Origin of the sequence: Paenibacillus sp. UNC499MF, from assembly GCF_900107975.1 — a bacterium.
Classification (GTDB): Bacteria; Bacillota; Bacilli; order Paenibacillales; family NBRC-103111; genus Paenibacillus_F.
Map to the genome: position 1 here is coordinate 77,351 of NZ_FNVF01000008.1, position 22,375 is coordinate 99,725.

Annotated in this window: 19 protein-coding genes; 4 read left to right on the plus strand and 15 right to left on the minus strand. The window is 55.8% G+C overall.

Going from position 1 to position 22,375, the window contains the following annotated elements; translation table 11 throughout:
* Positions 1-149: 149 nt before the first annotated feature.
* The 7 genes from C4S74_RS17530 to C4S74_RS17560 form a co-directional block, all read right to left on the minus strand.
* A complete protein-coding gene (locus tag C4S74_RS17530) occupies positions 150-1,115 on the minus strand; it encodes an ABC transporter ATP-binding protein (protein ID WP_103996589.1) in 966 nt (321 codons plus the stop codon).
* Positions 1,112-2,092 (minus strand): ABC transporter ATP-binding protein, encoded by a 981-nt coding sequence (locus C4S74_RS17535; RefSeq protein WP_103996590.1) that lies wholly within the window; start codon positions 2,090-2,092, stop codon positions 1,112-1,114. The genes C4S74_RS17530 and C4S74_RS17535 overlap by 4 nt, the downstream gene beginning before the upstream one ends.
* 5 nt (positions 2,093-2,097) lie before the next feature.
* Positions 2,098-3,027, minus strand: coding sequence for an oligopeptide ABC transporter permease (gene opp4C / locus C4S74_RS17540; RefSeq protein ID WP_103996591.1), 930 nt, complete (start codon positions 3,025-3,027; stop codon positions 2,098-2,100).
* A gap of 12 nt (positions 3,028-3,039) precedes the next feature.
* The gene (locus C4S74_RS17545) at positions 3,040-3,996 is read right to left on the minus strand and encodes an ABC transporter permease (RefSeq protein ID WP_103996592.1); all 957 of its coding nucleotides are present in this window, start codon (positions 3,994-3,996) and stop codon (positions 3,040-3,042) included.
* Positions 3,997-4,071: 75 nt separating this feature from the next.
* Positions 4,072-5,796, minus strand: a complete 1,725-nt coding sequence (locus C4S74_RS17550) for an ABC transporter substrate-binding protein (RefSeq protein WP_103996593.1) — start codon at positions 5,794-5,796, stop codon at positions 4,072-4,074.
* 390 nt (positions 5,797-6,186) lie between these two features.
* The gene (locus C4S74_RS17555; protein ID WP_103996594.1) at positions 6,187-6,666 is read right to left on the minus strand and encodes a hypothetical protein; all 480 of its coding nucleotides are present in this window, start codon (positions 6,664-6,666) and stop codon (positions 6,187-6,189) included.
* 492 nt (positions 6,667-7,158) lie between these two features.
* Positions 7,159-8,061, minus strand: a complete 903-nt coding sequence (locus C4S74_RS17560) for a LysR family transcriptional regulator (RefSeq protein ID WP_103996595.1) — start codon at positions 8,059-8,061, stop codon at positions 7,159-7,161.
* Between the two features lie 181 nt (positions 8,062-8,242).
* On the opposite strand from C4S74_RS17560, the gene C4S74_RS17565 reads away from it, so the two are divergent.
* On the plus strand, positions 8,243-8,986 hold the full coding sequence (locus C4S74_RS17565) for an SDR family NAD(P)-dependent oxidoreductase (protein ID WP_103996596.1): 744 nt from the start codon (positions 8,243-8,245) through the stop codon (positions 8,984-8,986).
* A 405-nt stretch (positions 8,987-9,391) separates the two neighbouring features.
* On the opposite strand, the gene C4S74_RS17570 is transcribed toward C4S74_RS17565, so the two are convergent.
* Positions 9,392-10,183 (minus strand): formate/nitrite transporter family protein, encoded by a 792-nt coding sequence (locus C4S74_RS17570; RefSeq protein WP_103996597.1) that lies wholly within the window; start codon positions 10,181-10,183, stop codon positions 9,392-9,394.
* Positions 10,184-10,300: 117 nt separating this feature from the next.
* Complete coding sequence (locus tag C4S74_RS17575) at positions 10,301-10,852, minus strand: helix-turn-helix domain-containing protein (RefSeq protein ID WP_103996598.1); 552 nt, start codon at positions 10,850-10,852, stop codon at positions 10,301-10,303.
* 79 nt (positions 10,853-10,931) lie between these two features.
* On the opposite strand from C4S74_RS17575, the gene C4S74_RS17580 reads away from it, so the two are divergent.
* A complete protein-coding gene (locus C4S74_RS17580; protein WP_103996599.1) occupies positions 10,932-11,657 on the plus strand; it encodes an AzlC family ABC transporter permease in 726 nt (241 codons plus the stop codon).
* Entirely contained in the window at positions 11,654-11,980 is a 327-nt protein-coding gene (locus tag C4S74_RS17585) for an AzlD domain-containing protein (RefSeq protein WP_103996600.1), read from the plus strand. Before C4S74_RS17580 ends, C4S74_RS17585 begins: the two co-directional genes overlap by 4 nt.
* A 149-nt stretch (positions 11,981-12,129) precedes the next feature.
* On the opposite strand, the gene C4S74_RS17590 is transcribed toward C4S74_RS17585, so the two are convergent.
* The 6 genes from C4S74_RS17590 to C4S74_RS17615 all read right to left on the minus strand — a co-directional run bounded on the left by C4S74_RS17590 (position 12,130) and on the right by C4S74_RS17615 (position 20,037).
* On the minus strand, positions 12,130-13,161 hold the full coding sequence (locus C4S74_RS17590) for a Gfo/Idh/MocA family protein (protein ID WP_103996601.1): 1,032 nt from the start codon (positions 13,159-13,161) through the stop codon (positions 12,130-12,132).
* 29 nt (positions 13,162-13,190) lie between these two features.
* Positions 13,191-14,234, minus strand: a complete 1,044-nt coding sequence (locus tag C4S74_RS17595; RefSeq protein WP_258042519.1) for a sugar phosphate isomerase/epimerase — start codon at positions 14,232-14,234, stop codon at positions 13,191-13,193.
* A gap of 17 nt (positions 14,235-14,251) precedes the next feature.
* Entirely contained in the window at positions 14,252-15,076 is an 825-nt protein-coding gene (locus C4S74_RS17600) for a carbohydrate ABC transporter permease (RefSeq protein ID WP_103996602.1), read from the minus strand.
* 57 nt (positions 15,077-15,133) lie between these two features.
* Positions 15,134-16,087, minus strand: coding sequence for a carbohydrate ABC transporter permease (locus tag C4S74_RS17605; protein ID WP_103996603.1), 954 nt, complete (start codon positions 16,085-16,087; stop codon positions 15,134-15,136).
* Between the two features lie 33 nt (positions 16,088-16,120).
* Positions 16,121-17,476, minus strand: a complete 1,356-nt coding sequence (locus C4S74_RS17610) for a sugar ABC transporter substrate-binding protein (protein WP_103996604.1) — start codon at positions 17,474-17,476, stop codon at positions 16,121-16,123.
* Between the two features lie 287 nt (positions 17,477-17,763).
* Entirely contained in the window at positions 17,764-20,037 is a 2,274-nt protein-coding gene (locus C4S74_RS17615) for an Ig-like domain-containing protein (RefSeq protein WP_103996605.1), read from the minus strand.
* 236 nt (positions 20,038-20,273) lie between these two features.
* Between C4S74_RS17615 and C4S74_RS17620 the strand changes: the two genes are divergently transcribed.
* Positions 20,274-22,370: a sensor histidine kinase gene (locus C4S74_RS17620; protein ID WP_103996606.1), complete on the plus strand. Its 2,097-nt coding sequence runs from the start codon at positions 20,274-20,276 to the stop codon at positions 22,368-22,370.
* Positions 22,371-22,375 lie beyond the last annotated feature (5 nt).

A 22,375-nucleotide genomic window follows, 5' to 3' on the forward strand; every position in this document is an offset into this window, starting at 1 on the left:
ACGCTTCCCTTCGAACCCAGGCTATAGTTGTCTGGTTGCCTGTACTGTATGCGCCCGTTAAGAGGAGGGCGGTCAAACAGCTTGCACGAGATACTCAGGCGGGTCTTTTCACCTAAGTATACGGACTGCTAGAAGAAGTGTACATGGCGTCAAACCAAATGGCAAGCGACATAATGCTCGCCCCCGACGCTGCGGTATTCGGGAACGGCTTCCCTGCATACCGGCTTGGCGAACGGACACCGGGTATGAAATTTGCAGCCGGAAGGCGGGTCTACCGGGCTTGGAATGTCTCCGGTCAGCACGATTCTTTCCCGGCGGATTTCCGGATCGGGAATCGGGATGGCCGAAAGCAGCGCCCGCGTATACGGATGAAGCGGATTCGCGAACAGCTCGTCGCGCGGAGCCAGCTCCATCAGGGAGCCGAGGTACATGACGCCGATCCGGTTGCACAAATGCTCGACGACACTGAGATCGTGGGAAATAAACAGATAGGTCAGATCTTTCCGGTCCCGCAGATCGCTGAACAGATTAATAATCTGAGCCTGAATGGACACGTCCAGCGCGGATACCGGCTCATCGGCGACGATGAAGTCCGGATTCAGAATAAGCGCCCGCGCAATGCCGATCCGCTGCCTCTGTCCGCCAGAGAACTCATGCGGAAACCGGTCGATATGATGCGGAGCCAGTCCGCATACCGACATGATCTCCAGCACCCGTTCGCGGATCTCCGCCTTGGAGGCGAGTCCGTGGTCCAGCACGGCCTCCCCGATGGCGTCCCCTATCCGGATACGGGGGTTCAGGGAGCTGTACGGGTCCTGGAAAATGATCTGCATATCGGTGCGGAGCGTGCGCATCTCCCCCTTGGGCAGCGAAAAGATATCGCGGTCCTTGTAGATCACTTCACCGGCCGTTTTGTCCGTCAGACGGAGGATGGCTCTGCCGGTGGTGCTTTTGCCGCTTCCGGATTCCCCGACGAGACCGAAGGCGTCGCCCTTGTTGATCGTGAAGCTGATATCGTCAACCGCCTTGACGTGATTCACCGTCCGGTTCAGAAAACCGCCGGAAACCGGGAAATATTTTTTCAAGCCTTTGACTTCAAGCAGTTTCGTACTCACCGCACTCCCTCCTCGTATAACCAGCAGGCCGTTCTGTGGCCCGCGCCCGTCTCCAGCATCGGAGGCTGTTTCGTACGGCAGATCTCCATGCAGTGCTCGCACCGGTCGCTGAAATAGCAGGATTCCTGCAGATCCACCAGCTTCGGCACCTGCCCCGGAATCGTGTACAGCCGTTCCTTGCGCTGGTTCACGACAGGCTTGGCCCGCAGAAGCCCCTGCGTGTACGGGTGCCTCGGATTGCGGAACAGATCCAGCACCGGCGATTCCTCGATAACCTGTCCGGCGTACATAACGACGACATGGTCGGCCATCTCCGCCACGACTCCCAGATCGTGCGTGATCAGCAGGATCGAGGTGCGGCGCTCTTCCTTGATCTTGCGCAGCAGATCGAGAATCTGCGCCTGGATCGTCACATCGAGCGCCGTAGTCGGCTCGTCGGCGACGAGCAGCCGCGGATTGCAGGAGAGCGCGATGGCGATCATGATGCGCTGCAGCATCCCCCCGCTAAGCTCATGCGGATAGCTGTCGTAGATGGATTCGGCGCGTGCGATGCCGACCATCGTGATCAGCTCCAGCGCCTGCTTCTTCGCCTGCTTCCGGGAGACGAGCTGGTGCTCGATAATGGGCTCGATCATCTGCTCGCCCACGGTGAGCACGGGGTTGAGCGATGTCATCGGCTCCTGGAAGATCATCGCGATCTCGTTGCCGCGCAGATGACGGATGTCTTTCGGCCCCGCCTTCAGCAGATCCTTGTCGTCGAACCAGACTTCCCCCGCGACCGTCTTCCCGCCCGGTTCCTGGACGAGTCTCATCAGCGACATCGCGGTTACGCTTTTGCCGCAGCCCGATTCGCCCACGATGCACAGCGTCTCTCCTTCTTTCAGGCTCAGACTGACGTTGTCTACGGCTTTCACCGTTCCTTCGTCGGTATAGAAATGCGTACTCATCTGTTTAATTTCAAGCAATGGTTTGTTCATTACGCTCACCTGCTTTTCATTTTCGGATCCATGGCATCTCTCAGACCGTCACCAAGCAAATTCACGGCAATGACCGTGATAAAGATGGCGAAGCCCGGAGGCGCCCACAGCCACGGCCGCTTCTGGAAATCGATCAGCGAATTGGCCGCGTCGATCATGTTCCCCCAAGAGGCCGTCGGAGGTACGACGCCGAGCCCGAAGTAGCTCAGCGTCGACTCACCGATGATGGCCCCGCCTACCCGCAGCGTCGCGACGACGATCAGCAGCGGAACCGTATTCGGCAGCAAATGATGGAACAGTTTGCGCCGGTCCCTCAGGCCGAGGGCATCGGCGGCCTGGATGAATTCGCGTTCGCGCAGGCCCAGAATCTGGCTGCGCACCATTCGGGCGAGTCCCGGCCAGCCCACCAGGCTGAGCATGATCATGACGATATACAGCCGGTAATCGGAGGGCACTTTCCATTCGGACAGGACGGCGCCCATAATGAACAGCATCGGCAGTTCGGGAATCGTCATCAGCACGTCGGCGACGCGCATAATGACTTGATCGACGATTCCACGATAAAAACCCGCGAGAATGCCGAGCACCGATCCGATCAGGACGGACAGCACCATGGAGGCGAGGCCCACCGTAAGCGAGATCCGGCCCGCCTGCATAAGCCGGGTCAGAATGTCGCGGCCCAGCTGGTCCGTACCGAGCCAGTGCTTCAGACTCGGCGGCGCCTTAATCAGACCGGCGTCCACTTTGCCGGAGCTGTACGGAGAGAAAAACGGGCCGATGAAGCACAGCAGAAATATAAAAATCAGAACGCCCAGACCGAGCATGGCCATCTTGTTCTTCCTCAGTCTCAGAAACGACTGTTTCCACAAAGAAGACTTCGGAGCCGACGGCTGGACCGCGGCCGGATTTAACGGATGTTGAGCGGTAACTGACATGCAAGAGCCCTCCTATTTCAATCTTACGCGCGGGTCCGCCACGCGGTAGAGAAGATCGGCGATCAGATTGCTGATCACGGTCAAGGTCGCGATAAAGATCGTGAACCCCATCAGAACCGGATAATCCCGTACGGAAAATGCCTGCATATACACCTGTCCGATCCCCGGCCAGTTAAAAATTTTCTCCGTGATGATCGCTCCTCCGAACAAGGAAGGAATCTCGAAGCCGAGCAGGGTGATGGCGGGCAGCAGCGCATTGCGCAGCGCGTGCTTGTAAACGACCGTCTTCTCCTTGAGCCCTTTGGCTCTGGCGGTCCGGATAAAATCCTGCTTGATGACCTCAAGCAGATTCGTCCGGAAATACCGGGTCAGCGAACCGACGCTGAGCATCGTCAGAACAGCCACCGGCAGAGCCATGTGGCGGATAACTTCCCATATGTAGGCAAGGCCGGTCGACGTGCTGCCGGTCGTGATTTTGCCTCCCGGCGGAAACCAGCCGAGGTCGACCGCAAGCAGCTTAATAATGAGCAGCCCCACGAAAAAAGCCGGAAGCGACATGGCGGCGAAGACCAGAAACGTAATGAGGGCGTCAAACCAGGAATACTGCTTCGTAGCCGAGAAAACCCCGATCGCTATTGCGATCAGCCACGTGAAAATCATCGAGGTAAACGCGATCAGAAAAGAATTTCCGATAAAACTGACGACCAACGAGGTTACCGACTGCTGATACTGCAGCGAGAATCCCAAATCGCCCTTCACCAGATTGCCCAGCCAGATAAAATATCGCTCGACGACCGGTTTATCCAGCCCATACAGCTCTTTCAGCTCGATCTTGCGCTCCATCGACAGCTTCGGATTGGAATCGACGAAGTCGCCGGGCGTCAGCGCATACAGCATAAAAATAAGCATAGAGGCCCCGATCAGGGTGATCAGCATATAAATCAATCGTTTGATTACGTAAGACTTCATTGTTTACCTCCCAAGAAAGATGCCCAGCCTGTCAGCTGGGCATGACTCTTTCCGCTATTGATAGGATGGAAAAGACTACTCGATCTTCAGCTTAGACAGGTTGGAGGAAATCCCCGTGTAGCCGTTCGGTTTGAAGCCCTGGATTCTCGCGTTATGCGCGGAAATGATTTTCCGGTACGTCAGGAAAATAAACGGCGGATCGTCGGACAGTTCCTTGTATAGCTCTTTATAAGTCGCTTTTCTCTGCTCGATGTCAAAGGAAGAAATTCCTTTCTCGATCAGCTCATCCACTTTCGGATTCGCATAGCCGTTCGTATCGGTGAAGCTGCTTTTGTTCTTGGAGTAGAAGCTGATGACCCCGTCGGACGGATCGGGCAGCAGCGTGGTCGAGAAGGAAGCCAGATCGTGATCGCCTTTGCTTGTTCTCGCCAGCAGAGCGTTGTAGTCCATTAGTTCGGTTTCAAGCTGGATGCCGATATCCTTGTAATTCTCTTTGGCAATCGGAACGAGCACGTCGCTGAGGGCGCCTTTTGTCGTGAAGTAGTGAGCCACCAGCTTCACACCGTCTTTCTCCCGGATGCCGTCGGCTCCCGGTTTCCAGCCCGCATCGTCGAGCAGCTTCTTCGCTTTTTCCGGATCGAACTTGAACGTATTGACCCCGTCCTCGGTATAAGCCCAGGAGGCGGGTGAAATCGGCACGTTCGCAACTTGGCCGTAGCCCTGGAAGGCGGCTGCGACGATTTTCTCGCGGTCTAGGCCGTAAATGAACGCCTGACGGACGTTTTTATCTTTAAAAATCGGCTTGCTGTGGTTGAACTTGATAAAGCTGTAAGCCGTCGACGTATAAATGTTTACGTTCGCGTAGCCGAGGCCTTTGAGAAGCTCCAGGCTGTCGTCGTTGGCCGGATAAGAGCTGTAATCCACTTCCCCGGTTTGGAAAAACTGGGTTGCGTCGCCGGAGGTCGTTTTATAAATAAAATGTTCCACGGCCGGCTTGCCGCCGAAGTAGTTTTCGTTCGCGATGAAGCGGACTTCCTGTCCCGGAATGAACTTCTCCAGGTTGTACGGGCCCGTTCCTAACGGTTTGGAATGAAGTGTTTTTATGTATTCGAGGTTGCCCGGCGTGTAGTTTTTGCCGTAGTAAGCTTTGGACAGAACCTGACCGCCCAGCAGCAGAAGCGCTCTTGCGTTAGCCTTCTCCGTCGTGATTTCGATCGTTTGCGGATCGACTACCTTGATGCCTTCGATTGTGGAGGCTTTGCCCTCTTTGTAGGCCTGACCGCCTTTAACGGCCGTTTCCGTAATATCGGTTTCGCCGTCGTACGCTTTGTCGTAGAGAACGCTAAGGGTGAACGCCACGTCATCCGCAGTCAACGGGGAACCGTCGCTGAACTTCAAGTCTTTCTTCAGATGAAACGTATACTTCAGTCCGTCCTGGGAGATGTCCCATTTCTCGGCCAGCGCCGGGATCGGTTTGCCGGTTTCGTCGATGTCGACCAGCGGCGAGAACATGACGGAGGTTACGTTGCCGTCGTAGCCGTTGTGATAGAAGTATGGATTGAACACGCCGCCAGGTTCCGTAAGTGTAACTACGACCGTATCTTTCCTGGCCGTTGCGGCTGCCGGTGATTTGGATTTGTCGGAAGCGGCAATGAACTGATCCGCGCCCGTCTGCTGTTTGGCCTGATCGTCTGTTTTCGGCGCTTCCGATGCGCCCGGTGTCCCGGAGCTGCTGCAAGCCGACAAGGCCAGTGAAGCGGCCAAAATCAGACTGACAGCGTATGAAGCTCTTTTTTTCATGATATAGTTCCTCCCCGTTTTTCGGCTGTATCCCATCCGAATGCTAATTTCTTAATATCCCATTGGTTAAGTAGGGATTAATCTTATCGCCATTATAGGAGGATTTTTCAGTTCTGTAAATAGGGAACTTTAAATTTTTTCTCCGAAAACAGTACCAATAAACCGTTTTCACATTTTATGTCCGCTTACGGCGGATGATGCCCCTGTAAAAGCGCACAGAAAAGACGCCCGGCAGGTAGGCCGTGCGTCTTTCTATTGCCTGCAGGCGGCCCAAGAAGAGAACGCCTGCTTATTCGATTTGCGGGTCGGGGCTCGTCCGGAGCTCGTTCGTGGCACGTGTCCGAAACCGGCGTTTTTCCACCAATTTCCCCGCTTGTTCCCGGCACAATGTTACCCGGCGGCTTCTTCGGAACCGGGCGCGAGCTTGCTTCCGCCCCGGAAGGTCACCATCAGCAGCTTATGTACAAAATCGGCAGCCAGCAGCGTCACCGTCAGCCCTGCCAGAGACAAGGCGACGGCGAGCGGTACGTCCCAGATGCGGGGAGTCACCGTAAAAAAGGGGATCAGGGAGACGGCGAGAATCGGAGGCGCGTTCCATTTAACCTTGTTTAGCCAGATGATGACCAGCGTGTTGACGAAAAGCGCGAAGATGCCGGGAATGAGGTGGTAAATCAGGGTGCCGATAACCGAGGCCAGCACCGCTCCCGCCGAAATGGAACTCATTGCTTTCACATTGAAGGGCCGGGAAATAAACAGGAAGCTGAAAGCTCCCAGCGCCGGAAAAAACAGTCCGTGCATAGCCGGGTAGTGCTTCGAAATTCCGTAAACGAGCATGATGTAGAGCGCTACACCGATTATTTTCATATTCATGACGGACGATTTCCTCTCTCAAGCGAAAGACACCAAGTCCCGGAAGCGGGCTTGGTGTCTTCCTCTCCTTTATTGGCCATTTGCAAGGATTTGTGGAAGGTTCACGAGTTTCTTTGAAGTTCATATTCATTTTGATGCAGCTCTTTGATCATGGTTCTCAGAAAGCTGCTTTCCTGCATACCGAGACCTTTCGTATTGTCTTTTGCAATCATGTCTCCGATGGTACGCTTTAAAATCTCACTGCGTCTTCCCAACATTTTCGCATACGTCAATCCAAGTCAACTCCCGGTTCGTTTATTTCGTGTGTAAAACACCCTTCTAAGTATATAGAACGAAGCCGGTTTTGGAAAACGGACTCAGCTCCCCTGACGAAGGCTCACCCGCACTCACCCCCGAAGAGCCGTACTGAGCGGGGAAGTTCGGAAACATCCTCCCGTATCCTCCCCTATCCTGCCGTGAGTCCTCAGGGACGGGACACAAGACGAGCCGGTTTTACTCAAGACCGCTTCTCAGCCGCTCCACAAACGTCTTGGAAACCCGTGAGAAATGGCGCCCTTCCGAACGCACCCAGCCCAGATAAACCGGCTGGCCTGCCTTGAATTCCAGCTCCGCCGTCATCATGTCGACTTCCGTGAACAAAGGAGCCCATTCCCGCCGGAAGGAGTAATCCATCCCCACGGTGACCGCGTTCTGTTCTTCCACCGCCTTGCGGATGGCGTCCGTGTTGTTCGTCGTGAATAAAATGTCCACCTCGCCGTGCTCCGCGGCGAACCGGTTCATAAACCATTTTACATACTCATCGTTATACAGCACGACGGGCTGGGTGCGGAGCATCTCGGGCGTAACGGCTCCCCTGTATGCCAAGGGAGATTTAACGCTCATGCCGACGACCATCTTTCCTTCCAGCAGCCGCTCGAAGGCCAGACCCTCGCTCTTTTTGAGCAGACTTTCGAACAAAATGATAAAGCCGATGTCCAGCCGGTTGTGGCGGATATCATCGAGAATTTCCTGCGAGCCTTTCTCCGCGATCTCCATCCGCACCAGCGGATAGTCTTTCTTGAACCCCGCGACGGCATCGACCAGAAGAGACATCGGCCCCGGAATGGTTCCCATCCGAAGCTCACCGCTCAGCGTTTCGCCCCAGCCCCGCGCGGCTTCTTTAAGCTCGTCGAGCTTGCTCAGCACTTCGAACGCTTTGCGGACGATGACCCGGCCTTCGGCCGTCGGAACCGCGCCCATCCGCGAGCGCGCGAACAGAACGACTCCGAGCTCGCCTTCCAGGTGAGTAATGGACTGGCTGACCGCGGACAAGGAGACGTGCAGATTGCGCGCGGCGCTTGTGATCGAACCCGTTTTCGCCACTTCGACGATATATTCCAGCTGCTCCAGATGCAAAATTCCGCCTCCTTCCTTAAGCACGGCTTAAGTATAGCTTACTAAGTTTAAATAGTTCTATAGGAATAAAAGAGATACAATAAAAGCAAGATGATGAGGACTTGCCCGCGTGGCAGGACCTCTTGGATTTTCACGGCCCTTAACGACCGTTCACCCTACTTGAGAAACGGAGAGATACCTCATGAGATTTACCGATAAAGTAGCTATCGTAACCGGCGGCGCCAGCGGAATCGGGGAAGCGACGGTTCGCTTGTTTGCGCAGGAAGGCGCAAAAGTCGTTATCGCGGACTTTTCCGACCGCGGTCAGACCGTAGCCGACGAGCTGAAAGCGGAGGGCCGCGACGCCCTGTTCATCAAAACCGACGTCACCAAAGAAGACGACGTTAAACATATGGTTGCCGAAACGGTCAAGCAATACGGCAAGCTGGATATTTTATTTGCCAATGCGGGCATTGCCAAGGACGGCCCCGCCGACAAGCTGAGCTGGGAAGCTTGGCAGAAGACCATCGACATCAACCTGTCGGGCGTCTTCCTCAGCGACAAATACGCGCTGGAGCAGATGCTCGCCCAAGGCACCGGAGGCGCGATCGTCAACTGCGGCTCCATTCACAGCCACGTCGGCAAAGCCGGCGTTACCGCGTACGCTTCCGCGAAAGGCGGCGTGAAGCTCCTCACGCAGACGCTGGGCATCGACTATGCGCAGCACGGCATTCGCGTGAACGCCGTATGCCCCGGCTATATCGATACGCCGCTGATCGCCGGACGCACCCAGGCCATCACGGATCACCTGACGGCTCTGCATCCGATGGGACGCCTCGGCAAGCCGGAAGAGGTCGCGAAAGCGGTGCTGTTCCTCGCCAGCGACGACGCTTCCTTCGTGACCGGCACGACGCTGCTCGTGGACGGCGGATACACCGCGCAGTAACGCGCCCGCACGGCTCTTCGGGCTGATATTTCCCGGCGGGGAGTATCGGCCCAGTTCATAAACCTCCTTAACCGTTTACGCGGTTAAGGAGGTTTTTTTGTGCCCGCGGGCACGCTGTCCCGGCGCTGCCGGGACGGGGCTGCCGGGACGGGGCTGCCGGGACGGGGCTGCCGGGACGGGGCTGCCGGGCCGGGGCTGCCGGGCCGGGGCTGCCGCACAAAAAGGCTCACGCCCGCCAATCGGGGTGAGCCTTTTTGAGAGAGCGGCTGCGCAGAACCCCGGACATTCGCGTTCCGGGCTTGCAATGCGGCGTCCGCCCGAGCGCCCCTGAAGAAGCGCAAGCGACGGCGCGCTGCTCCCAGCTCCACTGCGCTTCCGTAAAGCTTCATGCTCTGCTGTTCGCGGTTAAGCTTCTTCGTGCTCGTCCATGAACGGTTTGTTCACGTAGTGATACATAACCGCCATCAGAATACCGCCTCCGATAAGGTTGCCGAACGTCACCGGAATCAGATTATGGAGAACCCCGCTCCAGGAAATCGTATCCGGATGCTCGACCACCAGCGCAATCGCGAATGTACACATATTGGCAATGCTGTGCTCGTAACCGGAAATGAAAAAGCAGAAGACAAAAAGCATCATCGCGAACAGCTTCGCCCCGTCTCCTTTAAGCGACATCGGAATAAAAAAAGCCAGACACACAAGCCAGTTACAAAGAATCGCCCTGAAAAAAAGCTCAAGCGTAGGCGCGTTCATCTTTTTTTCCGCTACGCTGAGCAGAAATCCGTTCACGTCGTGCTCCCTGAAAAGCCCCGTCGCCAGAATGAGCAGCGCGAACGCCACGGCTCCGAGAATATTGCCCCCGTAGCTTGTCAGCCATAACCGGATCACCTCAGGCCAGCGGAGCTTCCGCCTCAATGCGGCAAACGTATAATAAAACGTATTTCCCGTAAAAAGATCCCCGCCGCCGTACGAGATCAGAATGATCGCGGCTCCGAAAGTGATCGCGGCCATCGGATACGTGAACGGGGAATGCTCCAAATAGAAGAAGCTTCCCGTCTTGAACGCGACGATCACCCCGAATCCGATAAACATGCTCGCCAGCGCGGAGCGGGATAAATAGCGGAGCTTGCTCTGCTTATAAATTTTCATTTTTTTCATAGCCAGTTTCTCGACTTGCAGCAGCGGCTGTACTTCCATAACCCGGTCTCTCCCTTCCCGGTGTCTTCACCCGTTGTTGATATTTTCCATTCCTATGTAGCTTATTATGAATTGGCTTTTTAATAAAGGGCTATATGAAGAACTCGTGCCAGGCTATTAATCGGGATAAGAGATAATGATATAAAATCTAACCAGTTCATCCGTAGAATTAATATAAATATGTTCGGTATTCGCGTTAAATTTAATCGTTTCGTCGGGGGTTAATTCAAATTTCTCACCCTGAATATCGAGTGTAAGTACGCCTCGTTGTATAAGTACATATTCCTCGCCTAGATGCTTTTCGGACACATGACTAAAACCGGGTTTCAGGTCTACAGTGAAAACTTCAAACTTCTTTTCCGGATTAAAGGGGAACAGAGAATACACGAGATAGTTTCCGTCATCATCGATCAACGGGTTCAGCTGGTTGATGTTTATTTTTTCGATTTGCGGCTTATCCGTTTCCTTTAAAAAAACGGAAAAAGATACGTGCAGCCCATTGGCGATTTTCCAGAGAGTGGTGACAGTCGGATTCGATTTTCCGTTTTCAATTTGAGCCAGCATCGCTTTACTGACTCCCGTTAATTCCGCCACGCTGTCTAAGCTCAATCCTCTTTTTTTTCTCAACTGGGCAAGATTATCGGCGATAACCTTTTGAATAAACTCCATAAAACATCTCCTTGACTCTCTTTTTTGTTTAATATAGCATACAAATATACAATATAACATACAAAAAGGTGGGGAAACGATGTCTGAATTATCTCATGAAATGACTAACGAAGAAAATCTCACTACCTTCTCCCAAGGCGTAAAAGATTGCATTCCGACTTTATTCGGCTATATCAGCATCGGAATTGCCATGGGCATTGTCGGGGTATCATCCAATCTAAGTATAGTAGAAGTTACCCTTTTATCGGCATTGGTTTACGCCGGAGCGTCTCAATTTATTATTTGTGCCTTACTCGTTTCGGGAAGTCCTTTCTCAGTCATTATATTTACAACTTTCGTTGTGAATCTACGGAATTTTTTATTGAGTATGGCATTGGCTCCCCGCTTTGCGAAATATTCTTTATTAAAAAATATCGGGGTTGGAGCGTTCGTAACGGATGAATCGTTCGGTGTAGCCATGAACAAGATTGCCAAAAGAGAACCGATAAATGTCCAATGGATGAATGGACTGAATGTAACCGCGTATATCTTCTGGGTTTTATCTTGTATGTCGGGGGCTTTCTTCGGCAAATGGATTTCAAATCCCGAAGTATTCGGTTTGGATTTTTCTTTGACCGCTATGTTTTTGGCGCTGCTTGTGCTGCAATTACAAACCGTTAACAATGGAAAGTTGAAGTTTTATTTAACCTTAATTATTTATGTCGTTATATTGATGCTGGTGCTGTGTATGTTTGTTCCTTCATATGTAGCCATCATTTTATCAACGATTATTGCTGCAACTATCGGGGTGGTAAAAGACAAATGAGTATTCAGATCTCCTTTTTATGGATCATTTTAGGGTGTACCGCCGTAACCTTCCTTCCAAGAATTATCCCGTTTATCGTGATAAGAAATATTAAACTTCCGAAGGTTGCAGTCAAATGGCTTTCGTATGTTCCCGTTTGTATTTTTACCGCACTTATCGTCGAGAGTTTCATTAAGGAAGATGAATCCTTACTGGCCATTGACTGGAGCGTTCTCACGGCCATCGTACCGACTCTTGCTGCGGCCGTATGGACGAAGAGTTTATCCGTTACGGTTATAGTTGGAATAGTGTGTATGGCTGCTGTCAGGCTTTTGATTGCATAAAATCCGATTCTTCTATTTTTATATAACCTTCTTGTCATTTCCGCACAAAAAAAAGATAGGACAAACAAAATTTCTGTTTGTTCCTATCCTCTTCTATAAGTCTTTTCCCGCCGTTAACGGCAGAAACGACTGTCACTTCAAGTAAAAGCTTAACCGGCCGGAGTGCCCTGGCACGCGATTTCCCTGCCGGCCCGGGCGGATTCGTAGGTTCCCAGTATGAGCTCCAGCGAATGCCTTCCCTCCGTTCCCGGCACAAGGGGCTCTCTGCCCTCCCGGACTGCGAGAGCCATATCCCGGATCTGAATCCGGTGTCCGTCGGGAATGACCTTGAACGGTTCGAATTCCGGGTGCTCCACAGGTTCACCGTCGATTTTAAGCGCCACAATATCGTCGTCTTCAATCACCAGGGAGCCCCTCTCCCCGTGAATTTCGACGCGGTGCACAGGCCCAAGGTGCGCGGTGGTCGTAATTTCAAGCAGGCCCAGAGCGCCGCTATCGAACTGCAGCACCGATACCGCGGTATCCTCCACTTCGATATCCCTCAGGACGGCCTTAGCTTTGCCGTACAGGGAAGCGACGGGGCCCGCCAGCCACTGGAGCAGGTCTACGGTATGAATCCCCTGATTCATCATGGCCCCGCCCCCGTCCATCGCCCAGGTGCCGCGCCAGCCCGCGCTGTCGTAATAGTCCTGGCTGCGGTAAATGTTCACGTAGCCCGAGCAGAGGCTGAGCTTGCCCAGCCGTCCCTCCCGGATCAGCTCCCGGGCATACCGGGCCGCCGGGGACATCCGACGGGGGAATACCGTCGAGAGGAGAACGCCGTTCTCGCGGCTGACCCGGACCATTTCGTCGAAGTCGGCCATGGTAATGGCCATCGGCTTTTCGACGAAAACATGCTTGCCCGCTTTGGCGGCCTGCACGGCCTGCCCGGCATGAAGCCCGCTCGGCGTGCAGATGCAGACCACGTCCAGATCGTCGAGGGCGAGCATCTCTTCGAGGCTCCCGTAGACCGCCGCCGAGTAGGTCTGCCCGAAGCGGACCGCGTTCTCCGGCACGAAGTCGTACACCGCGGTCAATTCTGCTTCCGGCGTCTCCCGGATTCCCTTGGCATGGATGTCGGCGATGATGCCGCAGCCGATAAGGCCGAACCGGACTGGCTGCGCCGTAACCGGTGTTGTCATAAGAAAGTCACTTCCCTTTCGATGATAAGCTAATTGCCGCCGGGAGCGGACACGGATGAAGAGGCTGGAGATGCCGATGCATCCGGGGAGGCCTGTGCCTCCGATGCCGGCACTGCGGCCGATGCAGGCGCTGCTGTCGACGCCGGTGCTGTCGCTGCCGACGCTGCGACCGGTTTCCGCGGTACAGATGTCGTTGTCCGTACCGCAGCCGATGCCGCCGCCTCCCGGAGCAGCTGCCGAACCGCGTCGCGGTCATGGGCAAGCTGCTCGATAGGTGGGTACGGGGCGAAGCATTCGAGCGTCACCCAGCCCCCGTAACCCGTCTCCGCAAGCGCCTCGAAAAGCTCGCGGTGATCCACTTCCCCCTCGCCTAGTCGGCACTGGAGGAAATGCTCCTCCCCATGGCGGGTGACGTTGCGGAACGTTCCCGTTCCCGGCCCGCCCGCTGCGGGGATTCTTTTCTCGTCCTTCACATGGACATGCTGCAGGCGGCTGCCCAGCCCCGTCACGGAAGCGCGGCCGAAATCGGTGTCGCTGATGTACATGTTTCCCGCGTCGTGAATCAGCCCGACATTGTCTTCGCCGATCATCTCCAGCAGACGGAGGGAGCTTTCCACGGTTTCGATCAGGCTCACATTGTGAATCTCCAGCAGGATCGTCTTCTCGTATCTGCGGGCCTCCTCCGCGCATTTTCTGAGCCAGTGGGCCGCCTTCTCGTAATGATAATCGGCAGCCAGGAAAGCGTTGGGCCCTCCCGGAAAAACCCGGATCATGTCCGTTTCCAGATAATCCGCCCGCTCCAGCAGGGCGAGAAACTCGTCGTAAGCGGCTGCGCATTCGGAATCGCCCGATTCGGAGAACCGCCCCATGTAACCGCCCAGCACCGGGATGTCCAGTACATGCTCATCGGCGAGCCTGCGGATCTCCTTCACCCTCGGAATTGACGTCTGGGGCGATAAATGGGGCTCCCGGCACGCGATTTCAATCCCGTCGAAACCGAGATCCGCCGTGATTTTCATCGCTTCCTGAATGCTGTACTCCATGAGAGCGCCGCTGAATGCCGCGATTTTCATAAGAGAGCCGTCTCCTTTCATTTAATGCCCGAGGCACTGTGGTTCTGCACGAAATATTTTTCCGCGAACAGGAATACGATCAGAATCGGCACCAGACTCAGCAGAGCGGCCGCAACCATGAGCTGTTCGTTCCCGAACCACTGGCCGCCCAGCGAAAGAATTCCGATCGGAAGCGTAAACTTATCGTTCGAGGTCAAATAAATGACCGGCGTCAAAATTTCGTTCCATTTGCCCATAAACGTAAAGATCGCCAGCGTAGCCAAGGTCGGTCGCGCCATCGGCATGAAGATCCGCCAATACACCTGGATCGGGTTGCAGCCCTCCAGCTTCGCGGATTCCTCGTACTCCTTCGGAATGTTCATGAACGCCTGCCTCATCAGGAAAATACCGAACGGCTGCGCGAGCCACTCGATTACCCAGAGCGGCGTAAGCGTATCGAGCATCTGCAGCTTATTGAAAATAATAAAATGAGGGATGATGATGACGACCGGCGGGATCATCATCGTTCCGAGCACCATGACGAACAGGGCGTTCTTCATCGGAAACCGGAGTCTGGCGAACGCGTAGCCGACCATGGAGCACGAAAGCAGCGCCCCTACTACGGAAAGCAGGGCAACGGTAAAGCTGTTCAGCGTGTACCCGCCTATATTGCCGAGCTTCAGCACCTCCGCGTAATTCGACCACTGGAAAATTTCCGGTATCCATTTCGGAGGTACGGACGTGTACTCCTTATACGTCTTGAGCGAATTCATCAGGGCCGTCGCAAACGGGACGAGCATCACCAGCGACGACAAGATAATGACCGTATAGCGGAGAATCGTCGGCAGTCTTTTATGTTTCATACTAGGGTCTCCTTTCCGGCGGCGGAACCGCACTAAAGTCCATTCCGCAAGACAGGGTCAATCGTAGTGGACCCATTTCTTCTGCACCTTCATCTGAATCAGGGTTAGCGTGAACAGGATCATGAACAGTACCCAGGCAATAGCCGAAGCATAGCCCATCCGCATGAAGGTGAAGCCCTCGCGGTACAGGTACAGCATCAGAACCAGGCTGGAGTTGTTCGGACCGCCCGCGGAGCTCATTTCCCCGCCCCCTGTCAGAACATACACCTGCTCGAAAGCCTGGAACGTGCTGATCGTGCTCAGAATGATGACTAGGAACGTGGTCGGGGATATGAGCGGAAACGTAATCGACAGAAATTTGCGCAGTGTGCCCGCCCCGTCTATTTCGGCGGCCTCGTACAAATCCTGGGGCACGCTTTGAAGACCCGCCAGATAAATCACCATGATATAGCCGATCCCCTTCCAGACGGCGATCAGAACCAGCAGCGGGATCACGAGTTTCCCGTCCTGCAGCCAGCGCTGCGGGTCCAGCCCCAGCGACGCCAGAATCGAGTTGGCGAAGCCGAAACGGGGATTAAAGATCGCGTCCGACACGTACAAAATGACCGTCCACGATGATATTACCGGGATGAAATGGGCCATGCGGAACAGCTTCAGCCCTTTCAGCTTCTGGTTCAGCACAACGGCCAGAATCAGCGCCAGAATCGTCTGGGCCGGAACGAACAGAACCGCAAAATACAGCGTGTTCCACAGCGATTTCCAGAAAAGCTCGTCCCCGAGCAGACGTCCGTAATTGTCCAGCCCCGTCCATTTCGGCGGGTTCATCATGTCGTACTGCGAGAAGCTGAAATAGAGCGAAGCGACAAGAGGCCCGGCCACGAATATGATAAAGTGAATCAGGTAAGGGGAGACGAGAAGCAGTCCCCATTTCCCCTCCTGATCAAGCGGTCTGAGCTTTTTTGCCGGGGTTTGAGCTTTCGCATAGGCTTTGCCGCTTACGGTGTCGTTCATAGAAAGCCCATCCTCCCTTCCGTAAATTGCGGTTTACTTCTTATAAAAATCATCCAGCACCTTCTGCACCGCCTTATCGGCATCCGCCAGTGCGGCGTCTATCGGAGCGTCTCCAAGGAATGCCCTTTGGGCGTTCTCGTTAAACTTGCCGACCCACTCTTCCCATACGGCGTTGTTGTCGAGCGTTTTGGCAAATTCCAGGCTGTCGAGGAAAGCCTTCCGGTTAGCCGGCTTCTCGCCCGCTTTCAGGAACACGTCGGAATTCGCGACCGATTTCTTCACCGGAATCGCTTCGCCGAGCGCCGCCCATTCCTTCTGGACGTCGTCCTCCGTCGCCCAGTATTTGATCCATTCCCATGCCGCCTGCGCCTTGGCGTCCGACGACTTCTGGTTCACGACCCAGGAATTCGCGATAACCGGCGATACCCGCTTGCCGTCGGGTCCTTTGGGCAGCAGCGTGACATCGTAGTTCAGCTTCGCTTCGTTGGCGGCCAGCACGCGGGCGTAGATGCCGATGCGCATCGCGGCGGAACCGCTCGGGAATACCGCCATAGAGCTCTGGAAGCTTTTCAGATCGACGGGATCGGTGATAATGCCCCTCTTCATGCCGTCCACCATCCACTCGAACGCCTGCTTATTCTGCGGAGTGTTAATGACCGACTTCTGGACCGTATCGTCCAGGACGCCGCCCCCGTATGATTTCATCACGGAGAACCAGCCTTCCGTAATGCTGAAGAAGGTCAGTCCGAACTGGTTGACGTTCTTCGGATCGAAGCCAGATTCGTCCGCCTTCTTGCCCTTGGCGTCAAGCGTGAGCAGCGCCGCATTTTTCTTCAGGTCTTCCCACGTCCAGTCCTCATTGGGATAAGCGACCCCAGCTTTGTCGAACAAATCCTTGTTATAGAAGAGCGCCCCCACCTGAATGCCCTGGGGTACGGCCCAGTACTTTCCTTTGGCGTCTTTGTTGAAATCCAGCCCGTAATAGTCGTCCTTCTTCAAATCCTTGCCGATCCATTCGGTGAGGTCCTTAACCGCGCCCCGTTCGGCATATTTCATGACATAAACTCCGTCCGAGAGCCATACGTCCGGCGCCTGCCCGGCCGCGATCTGCGTATCGAGCTTCTGATAAAACTGTCCGTAAGGCGCGCTCTGGGTATTTACTTTGATGTCCGGGTGCTTCTTCATAAACTTGTCGATCAGCTCTTTCATCTTCGCATCCGATTTCCCGTCGGAATAATAACCGAGCAGGATCTCGACCGGCTTGCCGCCGTTGTCTTTGGAACCTGCGCCCGTCCCCGTCGTTTCAGCCGTTCCTTTCGAACAGCCCGCTCCCACAACTGCCAGTGTCAGTGCGGACAGGAGTACGGTCGTCCAAGTTTTTCTTCTCATCTCTCTGTTCAGCCCCTTGTCTTTTCAAAATAAAGTTGCTCATTCGGCGGCTGACCGCCGTTATGTGACGCCAGCAATTCGCGCCCTGTGGAGCATCGTTCGGTGTATCACTCGGTGCATCGTTCGGTGCATCCTCCGCTTGCTGAAAGTTCGTGAAACAGCTGCCCTCGCGGATGCGGTTCGCCGGCTCAACCGGCCTCCGGTATCCGGCGGGCCGCCGCGCAGTGCCGCAGCGTGCTCCCGGATTCACCCACGCCGCTTAGCGCCGGAAGCCCGGACTGCCCGCCCTACTTCTCCGCGCCGCCCCAGACGGCCGAAGCTTCCCGGGGCTTGTCGTAGGCATGCGCCCAGTAGTAGCCGGCCGCCATGATCCGCCGCGGGGCGAAGCCGATCTCGCCGGACGCGGCTTGAACGGACTCGGACGCCGCGGTGAACGTCCCGTCGGATGCGGACCGGCCGTCCACGTACTTGCCGCCCATCCGGGTGAACCGCCCGTGGACCGCGGCCGCGACGGGTTCGCCCGTCCGCATGTCCGCCGTTTTCAGCCGGACGGAAGCTTTCGTGCCGTCATACGTCACCTGCATGCCGTCCACGATCATCGGCTTCAGGTCCGTGACGCCCGTCTTCGCGGATACTTCCGGCGAGGCCGGGCCTTCGTTCCCCGCCGCATCGAAAGCCGCTACACGGTAGTAGTACACCGTGTCCGGCAGAAGCCCGCCGTCCTGGAACGAGAGGCCGCGCGCCGTACCGGCCAGCAGCTCACGCGAAGGCTTGAATCCCCGCACGGTGCTCCGGTAGATCTTGTAGCCCTCGACTTCCATGTTATCGGAAGCCCGGCCGTAGGCCAGATCGATCCGCTGGTAGTCGAATGCGGCCGCTTGCGGCCTGCCTTTCACGGCCGAAGGAGGCCGGTTGTCGGCCGGCGGCTGCCAGAAGCGGGCACCGGGCCCCCAGGCGGAAGGCAGCGCGCGCAGCGTATCGTAGTGATGCAGCGCGATTCCGCCGAATGCGGCGTTCCCCCCGAACGCGGCGTACACTTTATCCAGCTCCCGCTCCATGTAGGAGCGCCCTTCTTCGCTGAAGGAGATCGTTTCCGGATCGCCTCCGTCCGCGATGTCTTTGGTCTCTACGCCGAGGATGACAGAGTTCGGCTTGCCGATTTTATTGGCGTAGTCGATCTCTCCCTGCGCCTGCTGGATGATGCCGGCACCGCCCTCGGCCTGATCCCGGTAATCCATGATGGCGATATAGTCCGCCGTGTCCTGGATATGCTCGGACAGCCATTTCGTGGAGCCGTTCCACGTAATGCTTTTTGCCGTGTCGGACGAATCGTACCATCTCGGGATGGCGGGTCCGACCGGCAGGAACAAGCCCGACGCGTCTTTGCGCTCCATCAGTGCGGCGAGCATATCGAGGTATTGAATCTGAACGTCCGGGTAGCTCGTTTTAAAATCCGGCAGCGAATACGGCTCCGTGTCCACATTCACTCCGTCAAACCGCTCCGCAGCTTCGGAAGCCAGGTTGTAGTTCAGCACCTTTTCGAATTCCCGCAGCGCCGCTTCCCTGTATCGCGGATAAGTTCCGAAGTACGGCGGAACCGTTCCTCCCGCTATCAGCGCCTGCACGCGGTATCCTTCGGCATGAGCCCATCGTACGAAATCCCGCACCTTGGGCCTTTCATCCTCCAGCATGTCGGTGCCCCCTAATTTGTCGACCCCGAGATACAGCGTCGTAACGGGGTCCTGGCCGAACGTCTTCGTATCCTTCGCCATCGCATCGAGTACTTGCCGGGAACCCGGCGTCTGGATGAGATTGTAGGACGCGTTCTCCCAGATCCACATGGAGCGGTCCTGGCGGGGCAGCACGGTGACGGGTTTCGGCTCCGGCCCTCCGCCTGTGCGGACGTACGTCGTCAGGCTCCGGCCCGTATGGCCACGCACGTCGGTCGCCCGGGCCTCGATGCTGTTCGTGCGGCTTCCCGTTTTCTTCGTATCCCATTTGTAGAGATAGCCGCTTCCTTTCTTCTCGGCCCGCTTCCAGTTCCCGCCGTTTATGCGCACCTCCACGGATTTAACCGGATTCGCGCCGTAAACGTTCACCGTTACGTCGGCAGTGCCGCTTACCTTGTCACGGTCCGCGGGACTCGCGATCGTTACCTGCGGCACGCCCGCGGCCGGATTATCCACCGTCAGACGGGTGTAGGCCGACCAGGCGTTATACCGGGTCGCCGTATCCTTCGCCCTGGCGATCAGCTCGACTTCCCCGTCGTATGCGGTAGTATCCAGGTCATAATACCAGGTACCCGCATCATCCCCGTTGGGGTCGTCCATGTGCGCATCCGCCGCTTTTTGACCGTTGATTACCAGCTCGACCTCGTAAGCTCCCGCATAAGAACCGCCGATCCTGACCGTACCCACTTCCAGACGGCCACCGTCCCTGTGGGAATCGATCGTCAGCAGGGAAGCCGCATTGCTCCTGGATACCGGAAACGTCATAACACCAAGCAGAAGAACCAGTGCCAAAAGAGAGCCTTTTTTCCAGCCGTTCCATACGGATGTCACGGAATCATCCTCCTTGTCGGATTCAAGTTCATGTTGCGGCCCCGGCGGGCATAAACGCTTTTTTCGCCTAGCCAGGGCAATTTTTAACGGATCGATAAAAATAAAGCGTTTTCAATGTGTAGCTGTAGTATACGGGATGAAAAAGCGGCGCCGCATGGTTTTTTATTTACAATTGGTGTTTTTTTGCTACACTATTTTTAACCCGGACTATGAAGAACGGAAGAGGGGGTGTGACGATGAAGACCCGGAATTCCCAACGCAAAATCGTATCGATCCACCGGCGGCTGTTTATTCTGATCATTTTCTTCATCGCTCTGCCCGTCCTCATAATGGGGTGGCTCTGGTACGAATCCTCCACCCGCACAATCGAGCAGTCGGCCATTGAAACGAACCGGCGTTTTATCGAACAAACCGGCAAAAACCTGGACTTATACATTACCAATCTGGAAAACTCCACGTATCCCATCGTAACCAGTGCCTTGACCCAGCAGTTTCTGGCGCCCGGGCTGCCCTCCGCCTATCCTTACTACCAGTTGACGGAAAAAGTCGAAAACGATCTGTTCGCGCAGATGATCTACGGGCGCTCCGATATTGTCGGCATTTCCCTGGTGGGCAAAAACAGCCTGCAGATCAACGATTTCAGCGAGGCGAAAGAAATTCTCGATATGAACACGATCCGCAGCCGCAACGCGGACCTGCTGAAAAGACTGGACACTCTCGGCAATTTCGAAGTGCTCGGTTTAAACCGGATCGGCTCCAGCCCCGTTCTGACCGTCGCGCGCAAGCTGCACAGCAGCTCGACCTATCTGTACGAGGGACTTCTCATCGTCGACCTTAACCTGCAGCAGATTGAAAATATATGCAAAGATGTTTCGCAGGGAAGCTTCAGCGCCTGGATCTCCTCGGCAGCCGGAGAGCTTGTCTACCATCCCGACGCCTGGAAAGTCGGCACCCACCTTCCCGGTGAGCAGTTGACCCGGTTCCGGGGAGAGCAGCCGGATTCCTTCCGGACGGATACGCCTCAGGGAGAAGAAATTGTCATTTATGAAACGTCCCGGGTCACCGATTGGATCGTCGGAGCCAACATTCCGATGGAGACGATTATCGGAAACCTGATCCGTCTGAGAAACATCTCGCTTGGCGCCGCACTGCTGCTGTTTATGATCGCGCTTTCAATCGTGGGCGGCTATTCGCTCTCCATCACGCGTTCTTTGACCTATCTGCAAAAATTGATGGCAAAAGTCGAAAACGGCGACTTTAACGTCCGGATCACCTCGACGCGGGAGCGTAACGATGAAATCGGGCTTGTGTTCCGAAGCTTTTCCAAAATGGTCAGTGAATTGAACCGGCTTGTGAGGGAGGTTCATTCTTCCAAGCTGAAAGAGCAGGAACTCATTATCAAGCAGAAGGAATCGGCCCTGCAATCCATGCAGGCGCATATTAATCCCCACTTTCTGTATAATTCGCTGGAAATTATCAATTCTCATGCCATCCTCGAAAATAACCGCAGCATCAGCAAAATGACGGCGGCCCTGGCGCATATTTTCCGCTACAACACGGGAAGCGCCGGACCGCTCGTGTCGCTCGAGGAGGAAACGGCGCATATCCGCTCCTACCTGGAGATCCAGACTTCCCGCTTCCGCAATCTTAAAGTGGAGATTGACGTCGGGGAACCGTGGCTCAACACCGTCACGACAGTCCGGCTGACGCTGCAGCCCCTGGTGGAGAACGCGTTCATCCACGGGTACCGCGACAAAAAGCCCGCGTATATCGGCATTATCGGCAAGCCCCGCGACACGTACTACGCCGTCGAAATATCCGACCGCGGCCTGGGGATGAGCGCGGAGACGGCCGGGAGGCTCGTCTCGCTGCTTGCCGGCAGCACCGGTGATGGTCCGGCGGAACCGGGGCCGGACGCCTCTTCCCCGGCAGATCCGCGCGAAGCTCCGCCGGCCGCGGCCGGACGTGCCTCCGAGGCTGCCGCGGATCTGCCGGAAGCGGCCCGGGAAGCGGCATCCGCCTCCGGTGGCAGAACGGCGGATGCCGCTGCCGCCAACAGGCCGCTACCGGACGGTGGCGCTTCGACCGGCCGGACATCGGCGGCCGCTCCCCCGGACGGTCCCAGGCTTCCGCAGAAGCGTGCCGCCGGCAAGGAGTGGCCGGATTCAGCCGAGACGCTGCCGGACGGCGGCGGCCGTCAGGGGGGCATCGGCCTGCTCAATGTGCACCAGCGCATCCGGCTGACGTTCGGGGAGGAATACGGAGTCTTCCTCCTCTCTTCCGCGCCCGGCGAGGGAACTTGCTTCGAGATTCGTCTGCCCTATACGAAATAACGAGG